Annotated in this window: 17 protein-coding genes; 8 read left to right on the top strand and 9 right to left on the bottom strand. The window is 65.1% G+C overall.

The genetic code is table 11. The features are described 5' to 3' along the window. Positions 1-54 precede the first annotated feature (54 nt). Positions 55-1,170: an alanine dehydrogenase gene (gene ald / locus E3N85_RS04790; RefSeq protein ID WP_134460063.1), complete on the bottom strand. Its 1,116-nt coding sequence runs from the start codon at positions 1,168-1,170 to the stop codon at positions 55-57. Between the two features lie 254 nt (positions 1,171-1,424). Here ald and E3N85_RS04785 point away from each other — a divergent pair, with 254 nt between their 5' ends. Genes E3N85_RS04785 through E3N85_RS04770 form a run of 4 tightly spaced genes read left to right on the top strand, consistent with a single transcriptional unit; the run spans position 1,425 to position 5,576 of the window. After that, positions 1,425-2,639, top strand: a complete 1,215-nt coding sequence (locus E3N85_RS04785) for a PotD/PotF family extracellular solute-binding protein (protein WP_134460739.1) — start codon at positions 1,425-1,427, stop codon at positions 2,637-2,639. After that, on the top strand, positions 2,639-3,838 hold the full coding sequence (locus tag E3N85_RS04780) for an ABC transporter ATP-binding protein (protein WP_134460060.1): 1,200 nt from the start codon (positions 2,639-2,641) through the stop codon (positions 3,836-3,838). Before E3N85_RS04785 ends, E3N85_RS04780 begins: the two co-directional genes overlap by 1 nt. A gap of 2 nt (positions 3,839-3,840) precedes the next feature. Then, positions 3,841-4,773: an ABC transporter permease gene (locus E3N85_RS04775; protein ID WP_134460057.1), complete on the top strand. Its 933-nt coding sequence runs from the start codon at positions 3,841-3,843 to the stop codon at positions 4,771-4,773. Then, complete coding sequence (locus tag E3N85_RS04770) at positions 4,770-5,576, top strand: ABC transporter permease (RefSeq protein ID WP_174722463.1); 807 nt, start codon at positions 4,770-4,772, stop codon at positions 5,574-5,576. Before E3N85_RS04775 ends, E3N85_RS04770 begins: the two co-directional genes overlap by 4 nt. 190 nt (positions 5,577-5,766) lie before the next feature. Here the strand turns inward: E3N85_RS04770 and E3N85_RS04765 are convergent, their stop codons facing one another. Both E3N85_RS04765 and gabT read right to left on the bottom strand, forming a co-directional pair. Continuing rightward, the gene (locus E3N85_RS04765; protein WP_134460054.1) at positions 5,767-6,759 is read right to left on the bottom strand and encodes an asparaginase; all 993 of its coding nucleotides are present in this window, start codon (positions 6,757-6,759) and stop codon (positions 5,767-5,769) included. 4 nt (positions 6,760-6,763) lie between these two features. Continuing rightward, positions 6,764-8,191 (bottom strand): 4-aminobutyrate--2-oxoglutarate transaminase, encoded by a 1,428-nt coding sequence (gabT, locus tag E3N85_RS04760; RefSeq protein ID WP_134460051.1) that lies wholly within the window; start codon positions 8,189-8,191, stop codon positions 6,764-6,766. Between the two features lie 78 nt (positions 8,192-8,269). On the opposite strand from gabT, the gene E3N85_RS04755 reads away from it, so the two are divergent. Then, entirely contained in the window at positions 8,270-8,752 is a 483-nt protein-coding gene (locus E3N85_RS04755; protein ID WP_134460048.1) for an OsmC family protein, read from the top strand. A gap of 84 nt (positions 8,753-8,836) precedes the next feature. On the opposite strand, the gene E3N85_RS04750 is transcribed toward E3N85_RS04755, so the two are convergent. After that, on the bottom strand, positions 8,837-9,337 hold the full coding sequence (locus tag E3N85_RS04750) for a hypothetical protein (RefSeq protein ID WP_134460045.1): 501 nt from the start codon (positions 9,335-9,337) through the stop codon (positions 8,837-8,839). Between the two features lie 458 nt (positions 9,338-9,795). On the opposite strand from E3N85_RS04750, the gene E3N85_RS04745 reads away from it, so the two are divergent. Further along, positions 9,796-10,047 (top strand): hypothetical protein, encoded by a 252-nt coding sequence (locus tag E3N85_RS04745; RefSeq protein ID WP_134460042.1) that lies wholly within the window; start codon positions 9,796-9,798, stop codon positions 10,045-10,047. Positions 10,048-10,257: 210 nt separating this feature from the next. Here the strand turns inward: E3N85_RS04745 and E3N85_RS04740 are convergent, their stop codons facing one another. Continuing rightward, complete coding sequence (locus tag E3N85_RS04740; protein WP_134460040.1) at positions 10,258-11,604, bottom strand: aminotransferase class III-fold pyridoxal phosphate-dependent enzyme; 1,347 nt, start codon at positions 11,602-11,604, stop codon at positions 10,258-10,260. Between the two features lie 64 nt (positions 11,605-11,668). Further along, on the bottom strand, positions 11,669-12,352 hold the full coding sequence (locus tag E3N85_RS04735; RefSeq protein ID WP_134460733.1) for a 1-acyl-sn-glycerol-3-phosphate acyltransferase: 684 nt from the start codon (positions 12,350-12,352) through the stop codon (positions 11,669-11,671). Positions 12,353-12,540: 188 nt separating this feature from the next. Between E3N85_RS04735 and dxr the strand changes: the two genes are divergently transcribed. Next, positions 12,541-13,623, top strand: a complete 1,083-nt coding sequence (gene dxr, locus E3N85_RS04730) for a 1-deoxy-D-xylulose-5-phosphate reductoisomerase (RefSeq protein WP_134460037.1) — start codon at positions 12,541-12,543, stop codon at positions 13,621-13,623. 17 nt (positions 13,624-13,640) lie between these two features. On the opposite strand, the gene E3N85_RS04725 is transcribed toward dxr, so the two are convergent. Then, positions 13,641-14,174, bottom strand: coding sequence for a hypothetical protein (locus E3N85_RS04725; protein ID WP_134460034.1), 534 nt, complete (start codon positions 14,172-14,174; stop codon positions 13,641-13,643). Beyond that, complete coding sequence (locus E3N85_RS04720; protein WP_241978306.1) at positions 14,171-15,382, bottom strand: serine/threonine-protein kinase; 1,212 nt, start codon at positions 15,380-15,382, stop codon at positions 14,171-14,173. Before E3N85_RS04720 ends, E3N85_RS04725 begins: the two co-directional genes overlap by 4 nt. A 108-nt stretch (positions 15,383-15,490) precedes the next feature. Between E3N85_RS04720 and E3N85_RS04715 the strand changes: the two genes are divergently transcribed. Further along, positions 15,491-16,870: an RIP metalloprotease gene (locus E3N85_RS04715; RefSeq protein ID WP_134460028.1), complete on the top strand. Its 1,380-nt coding sequence runs from the start codon at positions 15,491-15,493 to the stop codon at positions 16,868-16,870. A 165-nt stretch (positions 16,871-17,035) separates the two neighbouring features. Here the strand turns inward: E3N85_RS04715 and E3N85_RS04710 are convergent, their stop codons facing one another. Further along, positions 17,036-18,220 carry an acetyl-CoA C-acetyltransferase gene (locus tag E3N85_RS04710; protein ID WP_134460025.1) on the bottom strand — a complete coding sequence of 395 codons (1,185 nt, stop codon included), beginning with the start codon at positions 18,218-18,220 and terminating at the stop codon, positions 17,036-17,038. Between the last annotated feature and the right edge of the window lie 93 nt (positions 18,221-18,313).

Below are 18,313 nucleotides of genomic sequence, written 5' to 3'. Positions count from 1 at the left end.
GTGACAGGCCCGACCGGTGACAGGCCCGACCGGTGACAGGCCCGACCGGTGATGCTAGCGAAGAGCCTCGGCCACGGCCTGGTGCGGTAATCCGTGGGCGAGCGCGACGGGAGCGCTGGTCAGCCGCCCATCGAAGGTATTGAGCCCTCGGGCCAGCGCGGAGTCCGCCCGCAGGGCGTTGACCCAACCGAGAGTGGCAAGAGCACGCACATAGGGCAGCGTCGCATTCGTCAGGGCATAGGTCGAGGTATGCGGCACGGCGCCGGGCATGTTCGCCACGCAGTAGAACAACGACCGGTGCACGGTGAAGGTGGGGTCGGCGTGCGTGGTCGGGTGGCTGTCGGCAAAGCAGCCACCCTGGTCGACGGCGATGTCCACGAGTACGCTGCCCGGCTTCATTCGAGCCACGAGCTCGTTACTGACCAGCTTGGGGGCCTTGGCGCCCGGAATCAACACCGAGCCGATAACCATATCGGCCTCCGATGCGGCCCTGTCGATCTCGAAGCTGTTCGAGGCGATGGTCTTCACCCGGCCGAAGTGCAGGGCGTCGATCTCACGCAGTCGAAACAGGTTGGTGTCCAGCACGCTGACCTCAGCGCCGAGACCAAGCGACATCTGCATCGCGGCGGTGCCGGCGACACCGCCGCCGAGCACAACGATCTTCGCCGGATGGGTGCCCGGAACGCCGGGCACCAACAGGCCAGGACCGCCGTTCGGCTTGAGCATGGCATTGGCTCCGACGATCGGCGCCAGGCGGCCGGCGACTTCGCTCATCGGCGCCAACAACGGCAAGGCCCGCGAGGGCAACTGCACGGTTTCATAAGCGATCGCGGTGACACCGCTGGCGAGCAATGCCCGGGTCAGATCCGGTTCGGCGGCGAGATGCAGGTAGGTGAACAGCACCAGGTCGGCGCGAAAATAGCCGTACTCGCTCGCGACGGGTTCCTTGACCTTGAGCAGCAGATCGGCGGCCGCCCAGATGCTCGCGGCGTCCGGCAGAATCGTCGCACCGGCCGCCGTGTACTGCTCATCACTGATCGAGGAACCCTTGCCGGCACCGGCCTGTACGAGCACATCCTGACCGTGCAGCACGAGGTCATGCACCCCCGCCGGGGTGATCGCGACCCGAAACTCATTGTTTTTAATCTCGGTCGGAATGGCGATTCTCATGGTGTTCCTCTCGTGAAGCGTGCTCCTCAGTCGAAGCGTTCAGCGCCACTTCTCGCCACCACCCTAGTCGCGAAGAACGGGTGATTTCGAGGGCGGATGTTGGGAGTTTGTGCTGATTTCGTGACAAATCGGTTTCAAAATCACTGTTTAGAACTCTTTTCGGTGTGTCCACCACCGAAATGTGCAATTATCGACCAACTCGCAACGCAGCGAGTGCCGACCGTGTGCGTGCCCAGAATGCTAGGAGAACCATGATGAAGTCCAAGCCGCTGCCCGCCGATCCCATGATCCGCCAGCTCATTCGTCAGGCGCAGAACACCCAAATGGGCCGTCGCACGTTGCTGGCCGGTGCCGGTGCCGGTGCGACCGCTATCACGCTGGCCGCGTGCTCGTCCGGAGCCGCGGCCAAACCTACCGCTGCGGCCGATACCTCGGCCACCAACAAGACCCTCCGCTGGGACAATTGGGCGCTGTACATCGACGTGGATGATGCCGGCAGCTATCCGACCCTCGACGCGTTCAAGGCGCAGACCGGCATTTCGGTCAAGTACACCGAGGCCGTCGATGATAACAACTCCTACTACGGCAAGGTGAAGGACCAGCTCGCCCTCGGACAGGACATCGGCGCCGATGTCGCCTGCCTGACCGACTGGATGGTCAGCCGCATGATTCGGTTTGGGTACACCCAGGAACTGGACCACGCCAACATTCCCAACCTTGCCAACCTGCTGCCGTCCCTGCAGAACGTCGACTTCGATCCGGGCCGGGCCATGAGCGTGCCGTGGCAGGGCGGTTTCGCCGGCCTGGCCTGGAACAAGGAGAAGTATCCGCAGGGACTCAAGTCGGTCGAAGACCTGTGGGCCCCTGAGCTGAAGGGCCGCGTCGGTGTACTCTCCGAAATGCGCGACACCATGGGCCTGATCATGCTCGATCAGGGCATCGACATTTCCGGCAAATGGGGCGAGGAGGAATTCACCGCCGCCATTGACGAGTTCAAGAAGCGGGTCTCCGACGGCCAGATTCGCAACATCAAGGGCAACTCCTATAAGGAGGACCTCGCGAACGAAGATACTCTCGCCGCCATCGTCTGGTCGGGAGATATCGTGCAGCTCAACGCTGAAAATGGCGACAAGTGGGGCTTCATCGTTCCCGAAAAAGGCGGCACGCTCTGGAACGACAACTTTGTGGTGCCGATCGGCTCGCCCGGCAAGAAGAACGTCGAAGAACTCATCAACTACTACTACGACCCGGCCGTCGCCGCCGAGGTCGCCGCATACGTCAACTACATCACCCCCGTCGCTGGCGCCAAGCAAGCCATGATGGCCATCGACCCGGTACTGGCCGAAGATTCGCTGATCTTTCCCGATGACGCGACCCTCGCCAACGCTTACGTCTTCCGCGGTCTCGACGGCGCGGAGGAACAAACCTTCAACGGACAGTTCCAGTCGATTCTGCTGGGTGCAGCCTGATGACCATCGGTGCGTTCGCTGATCGTGGCGCCGACCTGCAACTGGTCGGTATCGAGAAACGTTTCCCCGGGTTCACCGCCATTGAAAATCTCAACCTCACCATTCCGGCCGGGTCGTTCTTTGCGCTGCTCGGCCCCTCCGGCTGCGGCAAGACGACGACCCTGCGGCTGGTCGCCGGACTGGAAGAACCCACCGGTGGCCGAATCCTCATCGGCGGCGCGGATGTGACGAATCAGAAATCCTTCCAACGCCCGGTCAATACCGTGTTCCAGAGCTATGCTCTTTTTCCGCACATGACCGTGCTGGAGAACGTCGCATTCGGGCTACGCCGACGCAAGATCGGCGATCCGGTCGCCAAGGCACACGAGGCACTGCTCCTGGTGGAGCTTGATCACCTTGCCCACCGCAGGCCACAGCAACTCTCCGGCGGCCAGCAGCAGCGGGTGGCCCTGGCCCGCGCCATCGTCAACCGACCGGCGCTGCTTCTGCTCGACGAGCCGCTCGGGGCTCTCGACCTCAAGCTGCGACGTCAAATGCAGCTTGAGTTGAAGACCATCCAGGAAGAGGTCGGCCTCACCTTCCTGCACGTGACGCACGATCAGGAGGAGGCCATGACCATGGCCGACACCATCGCGGTCATGAACAAGGGCCGCATCGAACAAATGGGCGAACCGCAGCAGCTCTACGAATTGCCCAAAACCGCGTTCGTCGCGAATTTTCTCGGCCAGTCCAACCTGTTCACCGGCCCGGTCGTCTCCACCACGGGTACCGCCATCGCGGTGGACGTTTCTGGGCAGAAGATCGTTGTGCCGCTTGAGCGTGCACACCGGGTGTCGGGCGCGGTCACGATCGGTGTGCGCCCCGAAAAACTCACCCTGCACGACGTCGCGCCGACGTACTCCGATGGCCGCAACGTGCTCGGGCCGGGCAGGGTCATCGACGTGTCGTTCAGCGGGGTCAGTACGCAGTACCTCGTGGCCGTGCCCGGAATCGGCACCCTGGTCGTGTTCGCCCAGAACATGGCCTTCGGACCGGCCGCGCACGTCGGCGCTGAGGTCTGGCTCAGCTGGAACGTCGACCACGGCTTCGGACTCGACGACGATCCCACCGATGCGCCGCGGTTTGAGGCGGACCTCGACACGAAGACCATCGCGCAGCAGCGTCGGTCCTCGCTGATCACGGAGTTTGAGGAGGCGTAGCGATGGCCTTCGCCGCATTTTCTTCGACAGCCCCGTCCGCCACGACCGCGCCGTCGACCGAACCGGTCGCTCGGCGTCGCAGCCCGGTGGCGCTGTTCCTGCTGTTGCCGGGCATCCTCTATCTGGTGCTGTTCTTTCTCACGCCGCTGGTGTCGTTGCTGCTGACGTCGTTCCAGTCGCCGCGGGAGTTCGGCGATATGGGCCAATTCGACTACGCCTTCCGCTGGCAGAACTATGTCGAGGTCGTCACGACCTACTGGCCGCACATCGTGCGATCATTCAGCTACGCGTTGGCCGCCACGTTCTTCGCGTTGCTGATCAGCTACCCGCTCGCCTATTTCATCGGTGTGAAGGCCCGCAAGTGGCCGCTGTTGCAAAGTCTCATGCTCGTGCTCGTGATCGCGCCCTTCTTCATCAGCTTTCTGCTGCGCACCCTGGCCTGGAAGCAGCTGTTCTCCGATGAGTCTTTCGTCGTGCAGTCGTTGAAGGCGTTATCCCTGCTGGGGCCGGAAGCGCACGTGACCGGTACCGCTTTCTCGGTGATCTTCGGCCTGACCTACAACTTCATTCCTTTCATGACCCTGCCGCTGTATACGACGCTCGAACGACTCGACGTGCGCTACCTTGAAGCTGGCAATGACCTCTACGCGAGCCCGTTCCAGGTGTTTCGCAAGATCACCATTCCGCTGTCCATGCCCGGCATCGTGGCTGGCACCCTCCTCACCTTCATTCCAGCGGCCGGTGACTATATCAACGCCAGCCGCGACTTTCTCGGTGGTACCGGCACCCAGATGATGGGCAACGTGATCGAGGCCAACTTTCTCGTGCTGCAGAACTACCCCTCAGCGGCGGCCCTGTCGATCATTCTGATGACGGTCATCCTTGTGATCGTCAGCATCTACGTCAAACGATCCGGAACGGAGGAACTGCTGTGAAGCTCTCCCTCGGCAAGTGGCTGCTGCCCGTGTACAGCGGTCTGGCGCTGTTGTTTCTGATGATTCCGATCGGTTACACCTTCGTCTACTCGTTCAACGACTCGCTCAAGTCGAACATCACCTGGCGCGGTTTCACCTTCGACAAGTGGCTCAATGTCTGCAACGTACAAAACGGCGCCGTCTGCCAGGCCTTCGGCAACAGCCTGTTCATCGGAGCCGTGGCCACGGTCGCAGCCACCACCCTGGGCACCATGATCGCGATCGCCATCGTGCGCTACCGGTTCAAGTTTCGGTCGCAGACCAGCCTGCTCCTGTTTCTGCCGATGGCCACCCCGGAGGTCGTCCTCGGCGCCGGCCTGGCCGCACAGTTTCTGTCGCTCGGTGTGCCGAAAGACATGCTGACGATCATTCTCGCGCATACCATGTTCTGCATCAGCTTCGTGGTGGTCACCGTCAAGGCGCGTGTCGCGAGCCTCGACCCCGCGTTGGAGGAGGCCGGCCGCGACCTGTACGGCTCCGCCTGGCAGGTGTTCGCGCGCATCACTTTTCCGCTGCTCCTGCCCGGCATTCTGGCGGCCGCGCTGTTGTCGTTCGCGTTATCGTTCGACGACTTCATCATCACGAATTTCAACTCCGGAGCGGTGACGACCTTCCCCAAGTACATCTACATATCGGCGGCGCGCGGCATTCCGGCCGAAGCTAACGTGCTCGCCTCGGCCGTGTTCATTCTCGCGCTCGTCGTCGTCGTTACGGTGCAGGTGTCGGGGGCGGCGAAGGCGCGGCGGCTGGCCAAGCTCAGCTGACCCACCCGGCACCGTGAGAACCCTCGACCCGCTGGTCAACCCGGCGCCGGTACCGACCTGCCGCTGACCGGATCGATACGTTCTGTCGACGTGGTCGAGGTGGGTTGGCGATCGCCACGTACCGTTCGACCACGTACCGCTGGTCATCGACGGCCGGCTTCGACCGCATCGCCCCGCCCGGCCGAACCGGCTAGACGTAACAGGCACGAATCTCTCCCACCGGCCGTCCGCCGCCGGTCACGGTGAGACCGAGCTCGGGCAGCAGCTCGGCGACATCCGTTCGAGCGATTGCGCCGGCATCGGCCAGCAGGCTCAGCGCGACCGCCGCGGCGGCGCGAAGGTTGCCGTCGAGGATTTTCAGGGCCACGGTGGTGCCGTTCTCGGCGGCGGCAACCATGATGCCCTCGGCGCCGCCCTTCATGAACAGGCCGAGCCGGTCGATCACGATGCTGTCGGAGTGGCCGGGTCCGGCCACGACCCAGCCATTGGCGCGCACCGCTTCGGCAAGAAAACCCGCCTCGCGATAAATCGCAAACGGTGAGTTGGACTTGCTCGTGGCAATGCGCGCGATGCCTCGGGCCAGCCCGGTGAGGGAGATCGCGTGCACGGGGGCGCCACAGCCGTCGACGCCCGATGCCAACGGTCGTTCGCCGGTGAAGCGTTCGAGCACGTCGAGAATGCGTTTTTGCAGCGGATGCGCAGGGTTCAGATAGCCCTCCACAGCCCAGCCGTTCTGCTGGCACGCCACGAGCATCGCCGCATGTTTGCCCGAGCACTCCATGTACACCGGTGCTTTGCTGGCGCCGAGGCGTACGAGGGCGTCGCGGGCGACGGAGTCGATCGGCCAGGCAGCCGGGCAGGCGAGAGCTGTCTCGGGCACTCCGGCCCGGGAGAGGAGCCCGCGAACGAGATCGACGTGGGCGGCGGTGCCGCTGTGACTGGCGGTGGCGATCGCAGCATCCGCTCCCCGCAGGGCGGCGCCGCTCGCCATGACCGCAACGGCCTGGAACGGTTTCATCGCCGAACGTGGAAAGACCGGGCTGGTCACGTCGCCGAGCGCCCGCAACACCTCACCGTTGGTGCCGAGCACGATCGCCGCACCGGCGTGCCGGGATTCGACGAAGCCGCTGCGCTCGACGACGGCGAGCTCGACGGAGTCGTCGACCGTGAAAGTTTCCGTCACGGCGTTAGTGTGACGACGCGGTAAGCGCTGCGGTAAGCGCTGCAGCGTGCGCGGCGATGGCGTCGTCGATCACCGAGAGGGCGTCGATGATCAGGGAATCGGACAGGGCGAGGCTCGGCAGGAAGCGCAGCACGTTGCCGTAAGTTCCTGCGGTGAGCAGCAGAACCCCGTGCTGGCCGGCGTAGGTGGAGATGGCGCTCACCGCGGCGGCGTTCGGCGCTTTCGTGGTGTCTCCGGTGCCTGGCTGCACGAGCTCGATCGCCATCATGGCGCCGTGGCCGCGAATCTCGCCGATGATGTCGTACTTGTTCTTCAGCGCGGTCAGCCCCGTGGTGAGGGACTTCCCGATGCGCACTGCCTCGCCGAGCAGATTGTTGGCCTCGATCGCGTCGAACACGGCAATGGCGGCGGCGCAGGAGACCGGGTTGCCACCGAAGGTGCCGCCGAGGCCGCCGGGCTGCGAGGCATCCATGATTTCGGCGCGGCCGGTGACAGCGGCGAGCGGGAAACCGCCGGCAATGCCCTTGGCGGTGAGGACGAGGTCGGGGATCCAGCCGAAGTGCTCGCTCGCGAAGTACTTGCCCGAGCGGGCCATGCCACTCTGGATCTCATCGGCGATCATGACGACACCATTTGCGGTGCACCATTTCTGCAGGGCCGGGAGATAGCCATCCGCTGGAACCATGAATCCGCCCTCACCCTGGATGGGTTCGACGACGAGGCAGGCCAGATCGGATGCCCCGATCACCTTGTCGAGGTACGTGATGGTGCGGACGGCCGCCTCGGCACCGGTCAGACCGTCGTGGTAGGGGTAGGAACTCGGTGCGTGGTAGACGTCGCTGGCGAGCGGGCCGTAGCCGGTGGCATAGGGCATGGCCTTATAGTTCATGGCCATGGTCAGCACGGTGCGACCGTGGTAGGCGTGGTCGAGCACGGCGACGGCGCGACGGCCGGTGTACTTGCGGGCGATCTTCACGCCGTTCTCGACGGCTTCGGCTCCGGAGTTGATGAGCACACTCTTCTTCGCAAAATCCCCCGGGGTGTGCTCGGCGAGCAGCTCGGCGACGCGCACATACTCTTCGTAGGGCGTGACGGTGAAGAGTGTGTGAATAAAGTCCTGAGACTGTTCGACAGCCGCCGCGACAACGCTTGCCTCGGTGTGGCCGATCGTGGTCACTCCGATTCCGGCGCCGAGGTCGATGAACTGGTTGCCGTCAACGTCGACGACGATCGCGCCATTGGCCTTGGCAATGTAGACGGGGAGCATGGAGCTCACACCATCGGAGACGACCGCCCGGCGCCGCTCATGCAACGCTGCCGAGATCGGACCGGGGATCGCGGTGCGGATCTTTCGTTCTTGCGTCACGACGTACTGGGTGGGCGCAATGTCAGCGGCGGCAATGGGGGCGGAGTCTGTGAGGGTGTCAGTCATGATGCCTCCACTTTACCGACCGTTGGCGGGGTAAACCTGAGATGTCCTGCAAGAATCTTGTAGAGCCAAGGGAGAAGCATGAACGGAGTGCACGAATATGCGGTGCGGGTTGAGTGGACCGGGAATCGCGGTACCGGAACGAACCACTACAAGGCGTACGGGCGCGACCATCTGATCTCGCCGGCCGGTCGGGCATCCGCTGACAAGGCGACGATCCAAGGCTCGTCCGACCCGACGTTCCACGGAGACAACGATCGGTGGAACCCCGAAGAGCTGCTGCTCGCGGCGCTTTCCCAGTGCCATCTCTTGTCGTATCTGCACTTCGCTGCCCGCAACGGGGTCACCGTGACGGCGTACGCGGATGCCCCGATCGGCACCATGGAACAGCTATCAGCGGGCGGCGGCCACTTCACCGCGGTCACCCTGCGGCCGCGCGTGACGATCACCGACCCCGAGCAGATCGAGTTCGCGCAGTCGTTGCATGCCGAGGCTGCCCGCGAATGCTTCATCGCGGCCTCGGTCAACTTTCCGATCGGTCACGAGCCTGTCACCACCGCCTGAGCGCGCCACGCGTCGCCGAGCCGGAAGTTCGAGCGCTTTTCGGCGCGCTGAAACGAGTCGAAACTCACGGCTGGGCGAGCAGGTCTAGCAGTAGAAGGCGCGCGTCGTATCGGGCGCCACGATGCTGACCACTTCTCCGCCGGTCGCCAAGCGGGAGACGCCTCCGTAGGCGTTGCTCTCGCCCCACGGGGACGCGTCCGCTACTTTGTCGTAGACGAAGGGCCCAGAGCCGTCGTTGTACTCATCGAAAGCCAGCTCGGGGGGAAGTGCATCGAAGAAGGCTTGGGCATTGTCGCCGACCGCGAAGTGGCCGCTGCTTTCCAGGGTGATACCGTTGACGCTGGGCTCGTTGAAGGTGACAACAAAACCAGCTGGTTCCCAGACATCGAGCACGAGCGCGGTGCCGCCCCAGGAATAGCGGGCCGTCACGTTGCCGCACGCCTCGATCTCGCCCGTGGATTGCTCTGGCGCAGTCGCCAGTGCGTCGGTGAGGAAGACCACGGCGGCGTCCGTCCCCTCCGCAAAGTCAACGCTGGACAGCGGCTGCTCGGTAGCCGTCTCACTCATCAACTGCGAACCGCTCATCGTAATGGTCGAAACGGTCGCGGCCGTCGCTGGTGCCACTGGCGTTGGAGTTGTGTCGGCTTGCCTTGGTGTCACGCTCGCTTCCGGGGCAGCTGGCGCTGGCGAAGCGCACCCAGAAAGCACTAGTGCCGACAGCATGACTATCGCTGCACGGGCGATCACCGTAGCCTGCCGGCGCCTCGATGACTCCATTGCGCGTGGGGGCAGACCGCTGCGTGAAATATCGCCACCGGCAGAACTGAAATCCATTGAGTCCCCGCTCGTTCACTGCATGAAATGTGCTTTTAAGCGCAAGCGTAGTCCGGTCGGTCAGGAGCCGGCCCGGAGCCGGTCACTACCGTTGAAGCGCGCTGCGCGTCGCCGAGCCGCGAATTTTAGAGCTTTTCGGTGCTGAAACGAGCTGATACCCACGGCTTGGCGCGGGCGGCAGCGGCTGGAATGTGTACCCGCTGCGGCTGGTGACCTCAGGAGATATCGACTACTCCTACGACTATCTCGGGCAGGCTCACCAAGCGGATGCCGCAGCAGCGCCGCTCCCGTTCACCCAGGTGCAGCCGCTCGTCGACGTGCCCGCTGCGGGAGAGCCATCGCCCACACCTTCGCGGCGACGACACCCGCGCCCACGCTATCGCCGGCGACGACACCATCTGCTGCACCAGTGGCCGAACAATGACGCGCCACGCGATGGCTCAACGCGGGTACCGAGATAGCCGTCGCACTTCTTGTTCTCACGGGCTGCGCGACCGGCGAGACCGTGGCTGCCGACACCGTCGACCACATCGCTGCGGAACTTACCGGCGACCTGGACTCGCCGGTGTCGCGGGTGCGCGATGCGGAGTGGTTCCCGGCCACCTGCATCACTCCGCTGAATTCCGAGGCTGGCGGCCGCGCGAGCGTCGCCTGCCCGCGCAATCCAGAACTTACGCGGGGTAGGCGGCGACGAGGGCGGTCAAGGCTTCTTCGAGCACGGTCGCCGCGTCGTCGATGAGTTCGTCGGAGATCACGACGGACGGCATGATGCGCAGCACGGAATCCCAGCTGCCGGCATCCAGGGCAATGACACCGTTCGTGGTCGCGTGCTTGATCAGCGCGGTCAGCGCTTCGGGGTAGGGCTTCTTGGTGCCCGGGTGCACGAGCTCGACGCCGAACATGGCGCCCTTGCCGCGCACTTCGCCGACGATGGAGAACTTCTCGGCCCAGTCGCCGATGCGCGCCCAGAGTGCCGCTTCGACCCGCTGCGCCTCCCCGAGCAGGTTGTCCCGCTCGATCAGGTTGAACACCGCGAGGGCGGCTGCGGTCGAGACCGGGTTGCCACCGAAGGTGCCGCCGATACCGCCGGGCTGCACGGAATCCATGATGTCGGCGCGACCGGTGACGGCGGCGAGCGGAAGACCGCCGGCGATGCCCTTGGCCGTGGTGATCAGGTCGGGCACGACACCGTGGTGTTCGATCGAGTACCAGACTCCGGTGCGGGCAATGCCAGCCTGAATCTCATCGGCGACGAAGACGATGCCATTCTCGGTGCAGAATTCGCGAATGCGCTTGAAATAGCCGGGCGCGGGAATGACGACGCCGCCGTCGCCCTGGATGGGCTCGACGAAGAACGCAGCGACTTCACTCGCTCCGATGTGGGTGTTGATGTAGTCGATGGTCTTTTCTGCCGCTTCCAGACCGCTCAGGCCGTCCCGGAACGGGTAGCTGGTCGGCACGCTGTAGATTTCGCCGGGGAACGGACCCATGCCGGCCCGTTCCGGCCAAGGCCGGTATGTCATCGTCATGGTGAGGTTGGTGCGACCGTGAAAGGCATGGTCGAGGGCGACGATCGCGCGGCGACCGGTGAACTTGCGGGCGATCTTCACCGCGTTCTCCACCGCTTCCGCACCGGTGTTGACGAGCACCGAGTGCTTCTCGAAGTCGCCGGGGGTGATCTCGGCGAGTTTCTCGGCGACGGCCACGTAGTTCTCGTATGGCGTGACGGTGAACAGGGTGTGGGTCAGTTTCGCCGCTTGAGCGGATGCCGCAGCTGCGACCTCCGGATGGGCGTGACCAATCGTGGTCACCCCGATGCCGCACCCGAGGTCGATGATCTGGTTACCGTCGACGTCGACCAGGATGGCTCCCGCGCCGTGGTCCATGTAGATGTTGGCGAGGGTTCCGGCTCCGCGGGCGACCGTCTTCTCCCGCCTGGCCTGTAATTCAACCGACTTGGGGCCGGGAAGAGCCGTCACGAGCTTGCGTTGCTGGGGCACCGAATACGTTGCAGTCATTCCTCCAGCCTATGACTGTCGGCTGTGTCCGCCCTCCGTGCCGCCGACAAGCCGAAGCCTGTTGTTACAGGCGTTCGCGCGGAAAGACCCGATGGGCGAGGCGATTCAGCGTTCCGACCGGTGGGGATTCGTTGTAGGCGTGTGCCAATTCTTGGCCGGACAGGCCGTGAATGGCCGCCATGACCTCATCCGTGGCCTGGCGGCGGGCCTTCCCGGAGTTGGCATGGCCGTGATGGCCGAGGTCGAGCGGTTGACCGAAGCTGACCGTGACCCGGCGGATTCGCGGAACCTTGGTGCCGACCGGCTGAATTTCCTGGGTGCCGATCAGTCCGACCGGCACCACGACGGCGCCCGTGCTCAGAGCAAGCCAGGCGACGCCGGTGCGGCCTTTATAGAGACGCCCGTCGAGGGAACGTGTGCCTTCCGGATAGATCGCGAAGGCGCCCTCGGCTTCGAGCACGGCGCGACCGGCGTCGAGCGCGACTTGTGCGGCCTGTCCGGCGCCGCGTTCGACACCGATCGCACCGATCGCGGTGAAGAACGTGCGGGACACCCAGCCCTGAAACCCGGTTCCGGTGAAGTAGGTCGATTTCGCGAGAAACTGCACGCGCCGGGTCGCGACGAGTGGAATGACGATGCTGTCGATGAAGGAGAGATGGTTGCTCGCGAGGATGACTTTGCCGGTCGCCGGGATGTTCTCGCGGCCAACGATGTGCGGGCGAAACACGATGCGGGCGACCGGGGCCATGATGCCGTAGCCGAGAAAGTAGACGAATCCTGGACGCTTCACGCGTTCTGGTTCGTCGGGCACGTCGGCGATGACGGCTGAGGCGTCGCTATCTTGGGGACCGGCTTCGTCTTTGTCTTTGGGTTCTGCTTTGGCACCAGTCACCCGTTGACACTACATCTCCGGCGGCGTGCACCTAGCATGGAGGGGTGCAGAGAGTAATTGTCCTCGGGTCTACGGGCTCCATCGGTACCCAGGCCCTCGACGTCATCCGTGCCAATCCCGAGCGGTTTGAGGTGGTCGGTCTCGCTGCCGGCAGCAACCGCGAGATGCTCGATGGGCAGGCCCTCGACTTTCGGGTCGAGCACACCGCTTTAGGAGCGGATGCTGCCGAGCAGCTCGTGCGCGACGTCGACGCCGACGTCGTGCTCAACGGCATCACCGGTTCAGTCGGCCTCGGACCGACACTCGCCGCGCTGAAGGCCGGTCGTACCCTGGCCCTGGCCAACAAGGAATCGCTCATCGTCGGTGGCGACTTGGTGAAATCGCTCGCTGCGCCCGGACAGATCGTGCCCGTCGATTCTGAACACTCCGCCATCGCGCAGGCCCTGCTCGCAGGAACCCAGCCTGAGGTGCGACGACTCGTGCTGACGGCATCCGGTGGGCCGTTTCGCGGTTTCACCCGTGAGCAGCTTGCCCGGGTCACTCCCGCGCAGGCCCTCGCGCACCCGACCTGGAACATGGGCCTCGTCGTGACCACCAATTCGGCCACCCTCGTGAACAAGGGGCTGGAAATCATCGAGGCGCACCTGCTGTTCGACGTGGAATATGACCGCATCGACGCCGTCGTGCACCCGCAATCTGTGGTGCACTCGATGGTTGAATTCATCGACGGGTCGACCATCGCGCAAGCGTCCCCGCCCGACATGCGGCTGCCGATCTCGCTCGGACTGGACTGGCCAAACCGGGTCGCCGCAGTCGGCACCCCGATCGACTGGACGGTGCCGCACAGCTGGACCTTCGAACCGCTCGACACGAACGCCTTCCCGGCGGTTGAACTGGCCAAGACGGTCGGCCGCAAGGGCGGTACCTATCCCGCCGTGTTCAACGCAGCCAACGAGCAGGCCGTCGCTGCTTTTCACGCCGGACGCATCGGTTTTCTAGACATCGTCGACACGGTACTACGCGTGGTCGAGTCACACGAACCCGACGGTGCCCTCACCCTCGACTCGCTCGCCGACGCTGAGCGCTGGGCGCGGGCCGCCGCCGATCGGCTGATCGCCGCGCGCTAGCTGCCAGGCGCCTGGGGCTAGTCACACTGTGCGGACGAGTCCTGGTCTCCGTCCTTGAGACACTCTTCCCACGCCTTCCTCGCGTCTTCAGCGGCCTTCCTCTCCGCCTCGCGAGCGTTGTCGGCCGCCTCCCTGGAGTCCTCGGCCGCCTTTTCGGCGTTATCGGCGTTCTGCTGTTCGGTGAGGGCTGCGGCCTTCGCTGCGGCCGCAGCAGCCGCTTCGGCCGCCACCGCTCTAGCCTCGATCTCCGCCGTCAAATCGGCGCTGACCAGGTTGATCGCGGTTTGAATCGACGAGGATCGTTCGGCGCTCACCTGCCCGGCTACGGCGGCAGCGTGCAGGTTCGCCTGCATATCGGTCAGGAGTGATTGGGCCGCGCTGAAGTCGCCGGCCGCGGCCGCCTCGGTGATGTCGAGCATCGCAGCCTGCAGATTCCCGGCGGTCGAAGCCTCAAGCTGGACCGGTTCACCAGCGCAGCCGGCCAGCGGCACCAGAAGGAGAAGTCCGGCGGCCACGGCCACGGTCAGACGATTGCGGATACGTCGATTCACGGGTTCACGCTTTTCTGTAGCTGTTCGAGGTGCGTGCCGAGGGTGCCGTCGACCGCTGGATAGTTCGGCGGAACCACGGCCGGCTCGTCGCCGCCGCGCAGGAACAGCGCACCAAGGGCGATCACGGCGACAACCAGGGTGGCCGCGGTAGTCCAAAGGATGGTCCGGCGGCTGCGCGTAGCCGGGGCCGGCTTGGTCCCGGTCTGCTTCCAGGAAATAGCCGCGGTCGCCGGCTTGGGCTTCGGCGCAGGATCCGCCGTCAGGACCTCGGTCGGCGCGGCGTCACTGCCCGTACTGGCCGGCAGCACCAGCGTGGCCACGGCCTGATCCTCGGTTTCAGTGGCGAGGGCGCGCAGCAGCAGGGAGGCCTCGGCGGCGGTGGACCGGTCGGCGGTGTCGCGGGCGGTCATGGCCGCCAGTACCTCGATCCAGTCTCGGCCGAGCGCGTTCGGAATCTCGGGCTGGCGTTGCAGCCGGGCCATTGCCGATTCCACAGCCGTTCCGGGATAGGCGCGCAGGCCGGTGAGGCACTCGAGCAGAACCAGGCCGAGCGAGTAGACATCCGTTGGTGCCCCGATCGCGCCACCGAGGGCCTGCTCGGGGCTGAGATAGCTGGCTGTGCCGAGCAGTGACCCCGTCGCGGTGAGCCGGGTCTCATCGAGCAGCCGAGCGATGCCGAAGTCGGCGAGCTTGGCGTGCATGCTGCGGCCGGGAAAGCCAGAGGTCGCCAGCAGAACGTTGGCCGGCTTCACGTCACGGTGAATGATGCCCTGCTCGTGCACGTAGTGCAGCGCTTCGGCGAGGTCGGCACCCATCACGGCCACATCGAGGCTCGGTAGTGGTCCACCCTCGATGCGTGCACGGAGGTCGGGGCCGTCGACGAGTTCCATCACGATGAACGCGCGCGGCACGCCGTCGACCATCGCGGTGCCGGCATCGAACAGGGTGACCAGGGCGAAATGGTTCAGGCTCGCGAGCAGGGCGATCTCGCCGCTCTGGCGCTCAGGTTCGGCGGCAGAGCCGTCGGCTCGAAACAGTTTGACGGCCACCGTGCGGCCCAGCGCCGTGTCCGTCGCTCGATAGACGGATGCCATCCCCCCGGTACCTATGAGGCTCTCGATCATAAAACGGTCCGCTAGCAGGCTGCCGACCAGGCCGGGTCTAGCCGTAGCGGGCAACTGCTGCGTGGGAATAGATTCGTCAGACAAGGGACCTCCTCGTGCGTCCATCCTCTAGCAAAGCACATGCACTCCCGTATCGGGAGGTCGGGCCGCACGGCCAGCCCCTTTGCAGCTTGATGCGGTTACTCTACAACAGTGGAAACCGTACTGCTGTTCATACTCGGTGTCGCTATTGTCGTCGTCGGCCTTGCGCTCTCGATCGGCCTGCACGAAATCGGCCACCTGGTGCCCGCCAAGCTGTTCGGCGTCAAGGTGACCCAGTACATGATCGGCTTCGGCCCGACCATCTGGTCACGCACCAAGGGCGAGACGGAGTACGGCGTCAAAGCCATCCCTATGGGTGGATATATCGCCATGATCGGCATGTTCCCTCCCGCCAAGAAGGGCGGAGCTCCCCGGAGCACCACCACCGGATTCTTCGACCAGATGGTGCAGGAGGGCGCGGCGGAGAAAAAGACGAGCGCCCTGTCGACCCTGGCCGATGACGCCCGCCAGGCCAGTGCGGAGACCATCGGCGAGGGCGAAGACCACCGCGCGTTCTATCAGTTGCCCGTCTACAAACGTGTGATCATCATGCTGGGCGGGCCGGCCATGAACCTGCTCATCGCGATCGTAATGTTCGCCATTTTGCTCATGGGATTCGGTACCGCGCAGATCAGTACCACCGTTGGCAGCGTGAGCGAGTGCGTGCTGCCCGCATCGAGCGACCGACAGACCTGCGCGGCCACCGATGAAGCCTCACCCGGGGCTGCTGCCGGATTACAACCGGGCGACAGCCTGGTCAGCATCGCCGGAACCGCCATCACGAGCTGGGCACAGTCGACCGAGATCATCCGCTCGTCTCCAGGGCAGACCCTCGCGGTGGTCGTCGAACGTGACGGCGCCAACGTGAATCTCACGCTCGCCCCCAAACTCACCGAACGCTACGTGTACACCGACGGCGCCACGATCAAAACGGATGCCTCCGGCGCTGCGGTCACCGAGGAGGTCGGCTTCGTCGGCATCGGGGCGGCCACCGAGCTGGTGCCGCAGCCGGCGACCGCTGTGCTGCCCATGGTCGGCGCCAACATCGCCAATGTCGCGCACCTCATTCTCAACCTGCCCGACCGGCTCGTGGCCGTGGCCAATGCTGCGTTCGGGCCGGGGGAGCGCGATGTGAACGGTCCGATCAGTGTGGTCGGTGTGGGCCGAGTTGCCGGCGAGCTCGCGAGCATCGATACGATCCCGGTCGCGTCCAAGGTTGCGAGCATGCTCGGCTTGCTCGGGTCACTGAATATCGCCCTGTTCGTCTTCAACCTGGTGCCCCTGCTGCCCCTCGACGGCGGCCATGTTGCCGGAGCGCTGTGGGAGGGAATCCGTCGCTTCTTCGCGAAGCTGCTCAAACGACCCGATCCGGGGCCGGTCGATATGGCCAAGCTCATGCCGCTCACCCTGGCTGTGGTGGTTCTGCTCGGTGGGATGAGCCTGTTGCTCATCTACGCCGATATCGTCAAGCCGATCAACTTCTTCGGATAGGGCACTGCTCCCCGGGGCGGATACGGCGCCCCACCCTGAGACAAAGAATCGAGTTCTGGCACAGAGCGACATCGACGAGGTGGAGAACCGCGCCGGGCTCGAAGTAGTGCGGGCCAATCGTCCGGGCAGCCAGGCCCCGCCTGCCTGGCAGCATCTAGCCAGAAGCTACCGCGACAGCAGCAGCGCTTCGCCCTGGCCGCCGCCGCCGCACAGGGCCACGGCGGCCTTGCCGGTGCCGCGACGCGCCAGTTCGAGCGCGGCATGCAGGGCGATACGCCCGCCGCTCGACCCGATGGGGTGTCCGATCGCGATGCCACCGCCGTGAATGTTCACCACGTCGGGGCTCACCCCGAGCACCTTCGACGACTGCGCCACGACCGAGGCGAAGGCCTCGTTGATCTCGATCACGTCGAGGTCCGCCACGGTCCAGCCCTGGCGGGAGAGTGCGTGCGCTATCGCGTTGGCCGGTTGGGAGTGCAGGGAGTTGTCGGGGCCGGCGACCTGGCCGCTGGCCTCAATCACGGCCAGCCAGGGCAGGCCGTGCTTCTCGGCCCAGGCGCGGCTGGTCACGACGACCGCGCTCGCCCCGTCGCTCAACGGGGCGGCATTGCCGGCGGTGATGCTTCCCGCCGGGTCGAAGGCGGGGCGCAACCGGCCGAGCGTCTCGGTCGTGCTCTCCGCACGCACACCCTCATCGGTGCTGATGACGCGCGGCTCGCCCTTGCGTTGCGGCACGCTGATCGGCGTGATCTCGTCACTGAACACGTCGCTCGCGGCGGCAGCTGCGGCGCGCTGGTGTGATGCGGCAGCGATTTCATCCTGCTCGATCCGGGTCTGACCGAGCTCAATGTTGGCGCGCTCGGTCGAAAGCCCCATCGAGAGACCGTCGAACGCGTCGGTGAGGCCGTCGTAGGCGGCGTGGTCGAGAGCGGACACCGTTCCGTAGGCCCAGCCCTGGCGTGCGCCCGGCAGCAGGTGGGGAGCACGCGACATGGACTCCTGCCCGCCGGCCACGACGACATCCGCTTCGCCGAGCCGTACCAGGCGGGCGGCATCGACGACCGCGGCCAGGCCCGAAAGACACACCTTATTGAGTGTCATAGCCGGCACGTTCCACGGGATGCCCGCGGCCACGCTGGACTGCCGAGCCGGGTTCTGCCCGCAGCCGGCTTGCAACACCTGCCCCATGAGCACGAAATCAACCTGCTCCGGAGCCACTCCGGCGCGGGCGAGGGCGCCAACGATGGCGGCGGCGCCGAGATCAACGGCGGTGAGGGACGAGAGCTGCCCGTTCACGCGACCCTGTGGGGTGCGGGATCCGGCCAGGATTACGACGTCTGTTTCGGTCATCGGGACTCCTTTGTCAATGATGTGCTTGAATGCCGCGGCTCTGCCACCTTCCCAGCATATTCGGGCGTGGCGTGGATAGATTCGCACGCCTCG

It is taken from the genome of Cryobacterium sp. Hz9 (genome assembly GCF_004402825.1).
Taxonomy (GTDB): domain Bacteria; phylum Actinomycetota; class Actinomycetes; order Actinomycetales; family Microbacteriaceae; genus Cryobacterium; species Cryobacterium gelidum.
Note: the sequence above shows the minus strand (reverse complement) of the source record. Positions and strands in the feature narration are given on the sequence as shown.

What these genes read in the sequence shown, in the direction of transcription:
- gabT (WP_134460051.1), bottom strand. Translation starts at nt 8,191, where the DNA reads ATGACTGACACCCTCACAGACTCCGCCCCCATTGCCGCCGCTGACATT.
- E3N85_RS04740 (WP_134460040.1), bottom strand. Translation starts at nt 11,604, where the DNA reads ATGACTGCAACGTATTCGGTGCCCCAGCAACGCAAGCTCGTGACGGCT.
- E3N85_RS04780 (WP_134460060.1), top strand. Translation starts at nt 2,639, where the DNA reads ATGACCATCGGTGCGTTCGCTGATCGTGGCGCCGACCTGCAACTGGTC.
- E3N85_RS04710 (WP_134460025.1), bottom strand. Translation starts at nt 18,220, where the DNA reads ATGACCGAAACAGACGTCGTAATCCTGGCCGGATCCCGCACCCCACAG.
- ald (WP_134460063.1), bottom strand. Translation starts at nt 1,170, where the DNA reads ATGAGAATCGCCATTCCGACCGAGATTAAAAACAATGAGTTTCGGGTC.
- E3N85_RS04775 (WP_134460057.1), top strand. Translation starts at nt 3,841, where the DNA reads ATGGCCTTCGCCGCATTTTCTTCGACAGCCCCGTCCGCCACGACCGCG.
- E3N85_RS04755 (WP_134460048.1), top strand. Translation starts at nt 8,270, where the DNA reads ATGAACGGAGTGCACGAATATGCGGTGCGGGTTGAGTGGACCGGGAAT.
- E3N85_RS04735 (WP_134460733.1), bottom strand. Translation starts at nt 12,352, where the DNA reads ATGGCCCCGGTCGCCCGCATCGTGTTTCGCCCGCACATCGTTGGCCGC.
- E3N85_RS04750 (WP_134460045.1), bottom strand. Translation starts at nt 9,337, where the DNA reads ATGAGCGGTTCGCAGTTGATGAGTGAGACGGCTACCGAGCAGCCGCTG.
- E3N85_RS04785 (WP_134460739.1), top strand. Translation starts at nt 1,425, where the DNA reads ATGAAGTCCAAGCCGCTGCCCGCCGATCCCATGATCCGCCAGCTCATT.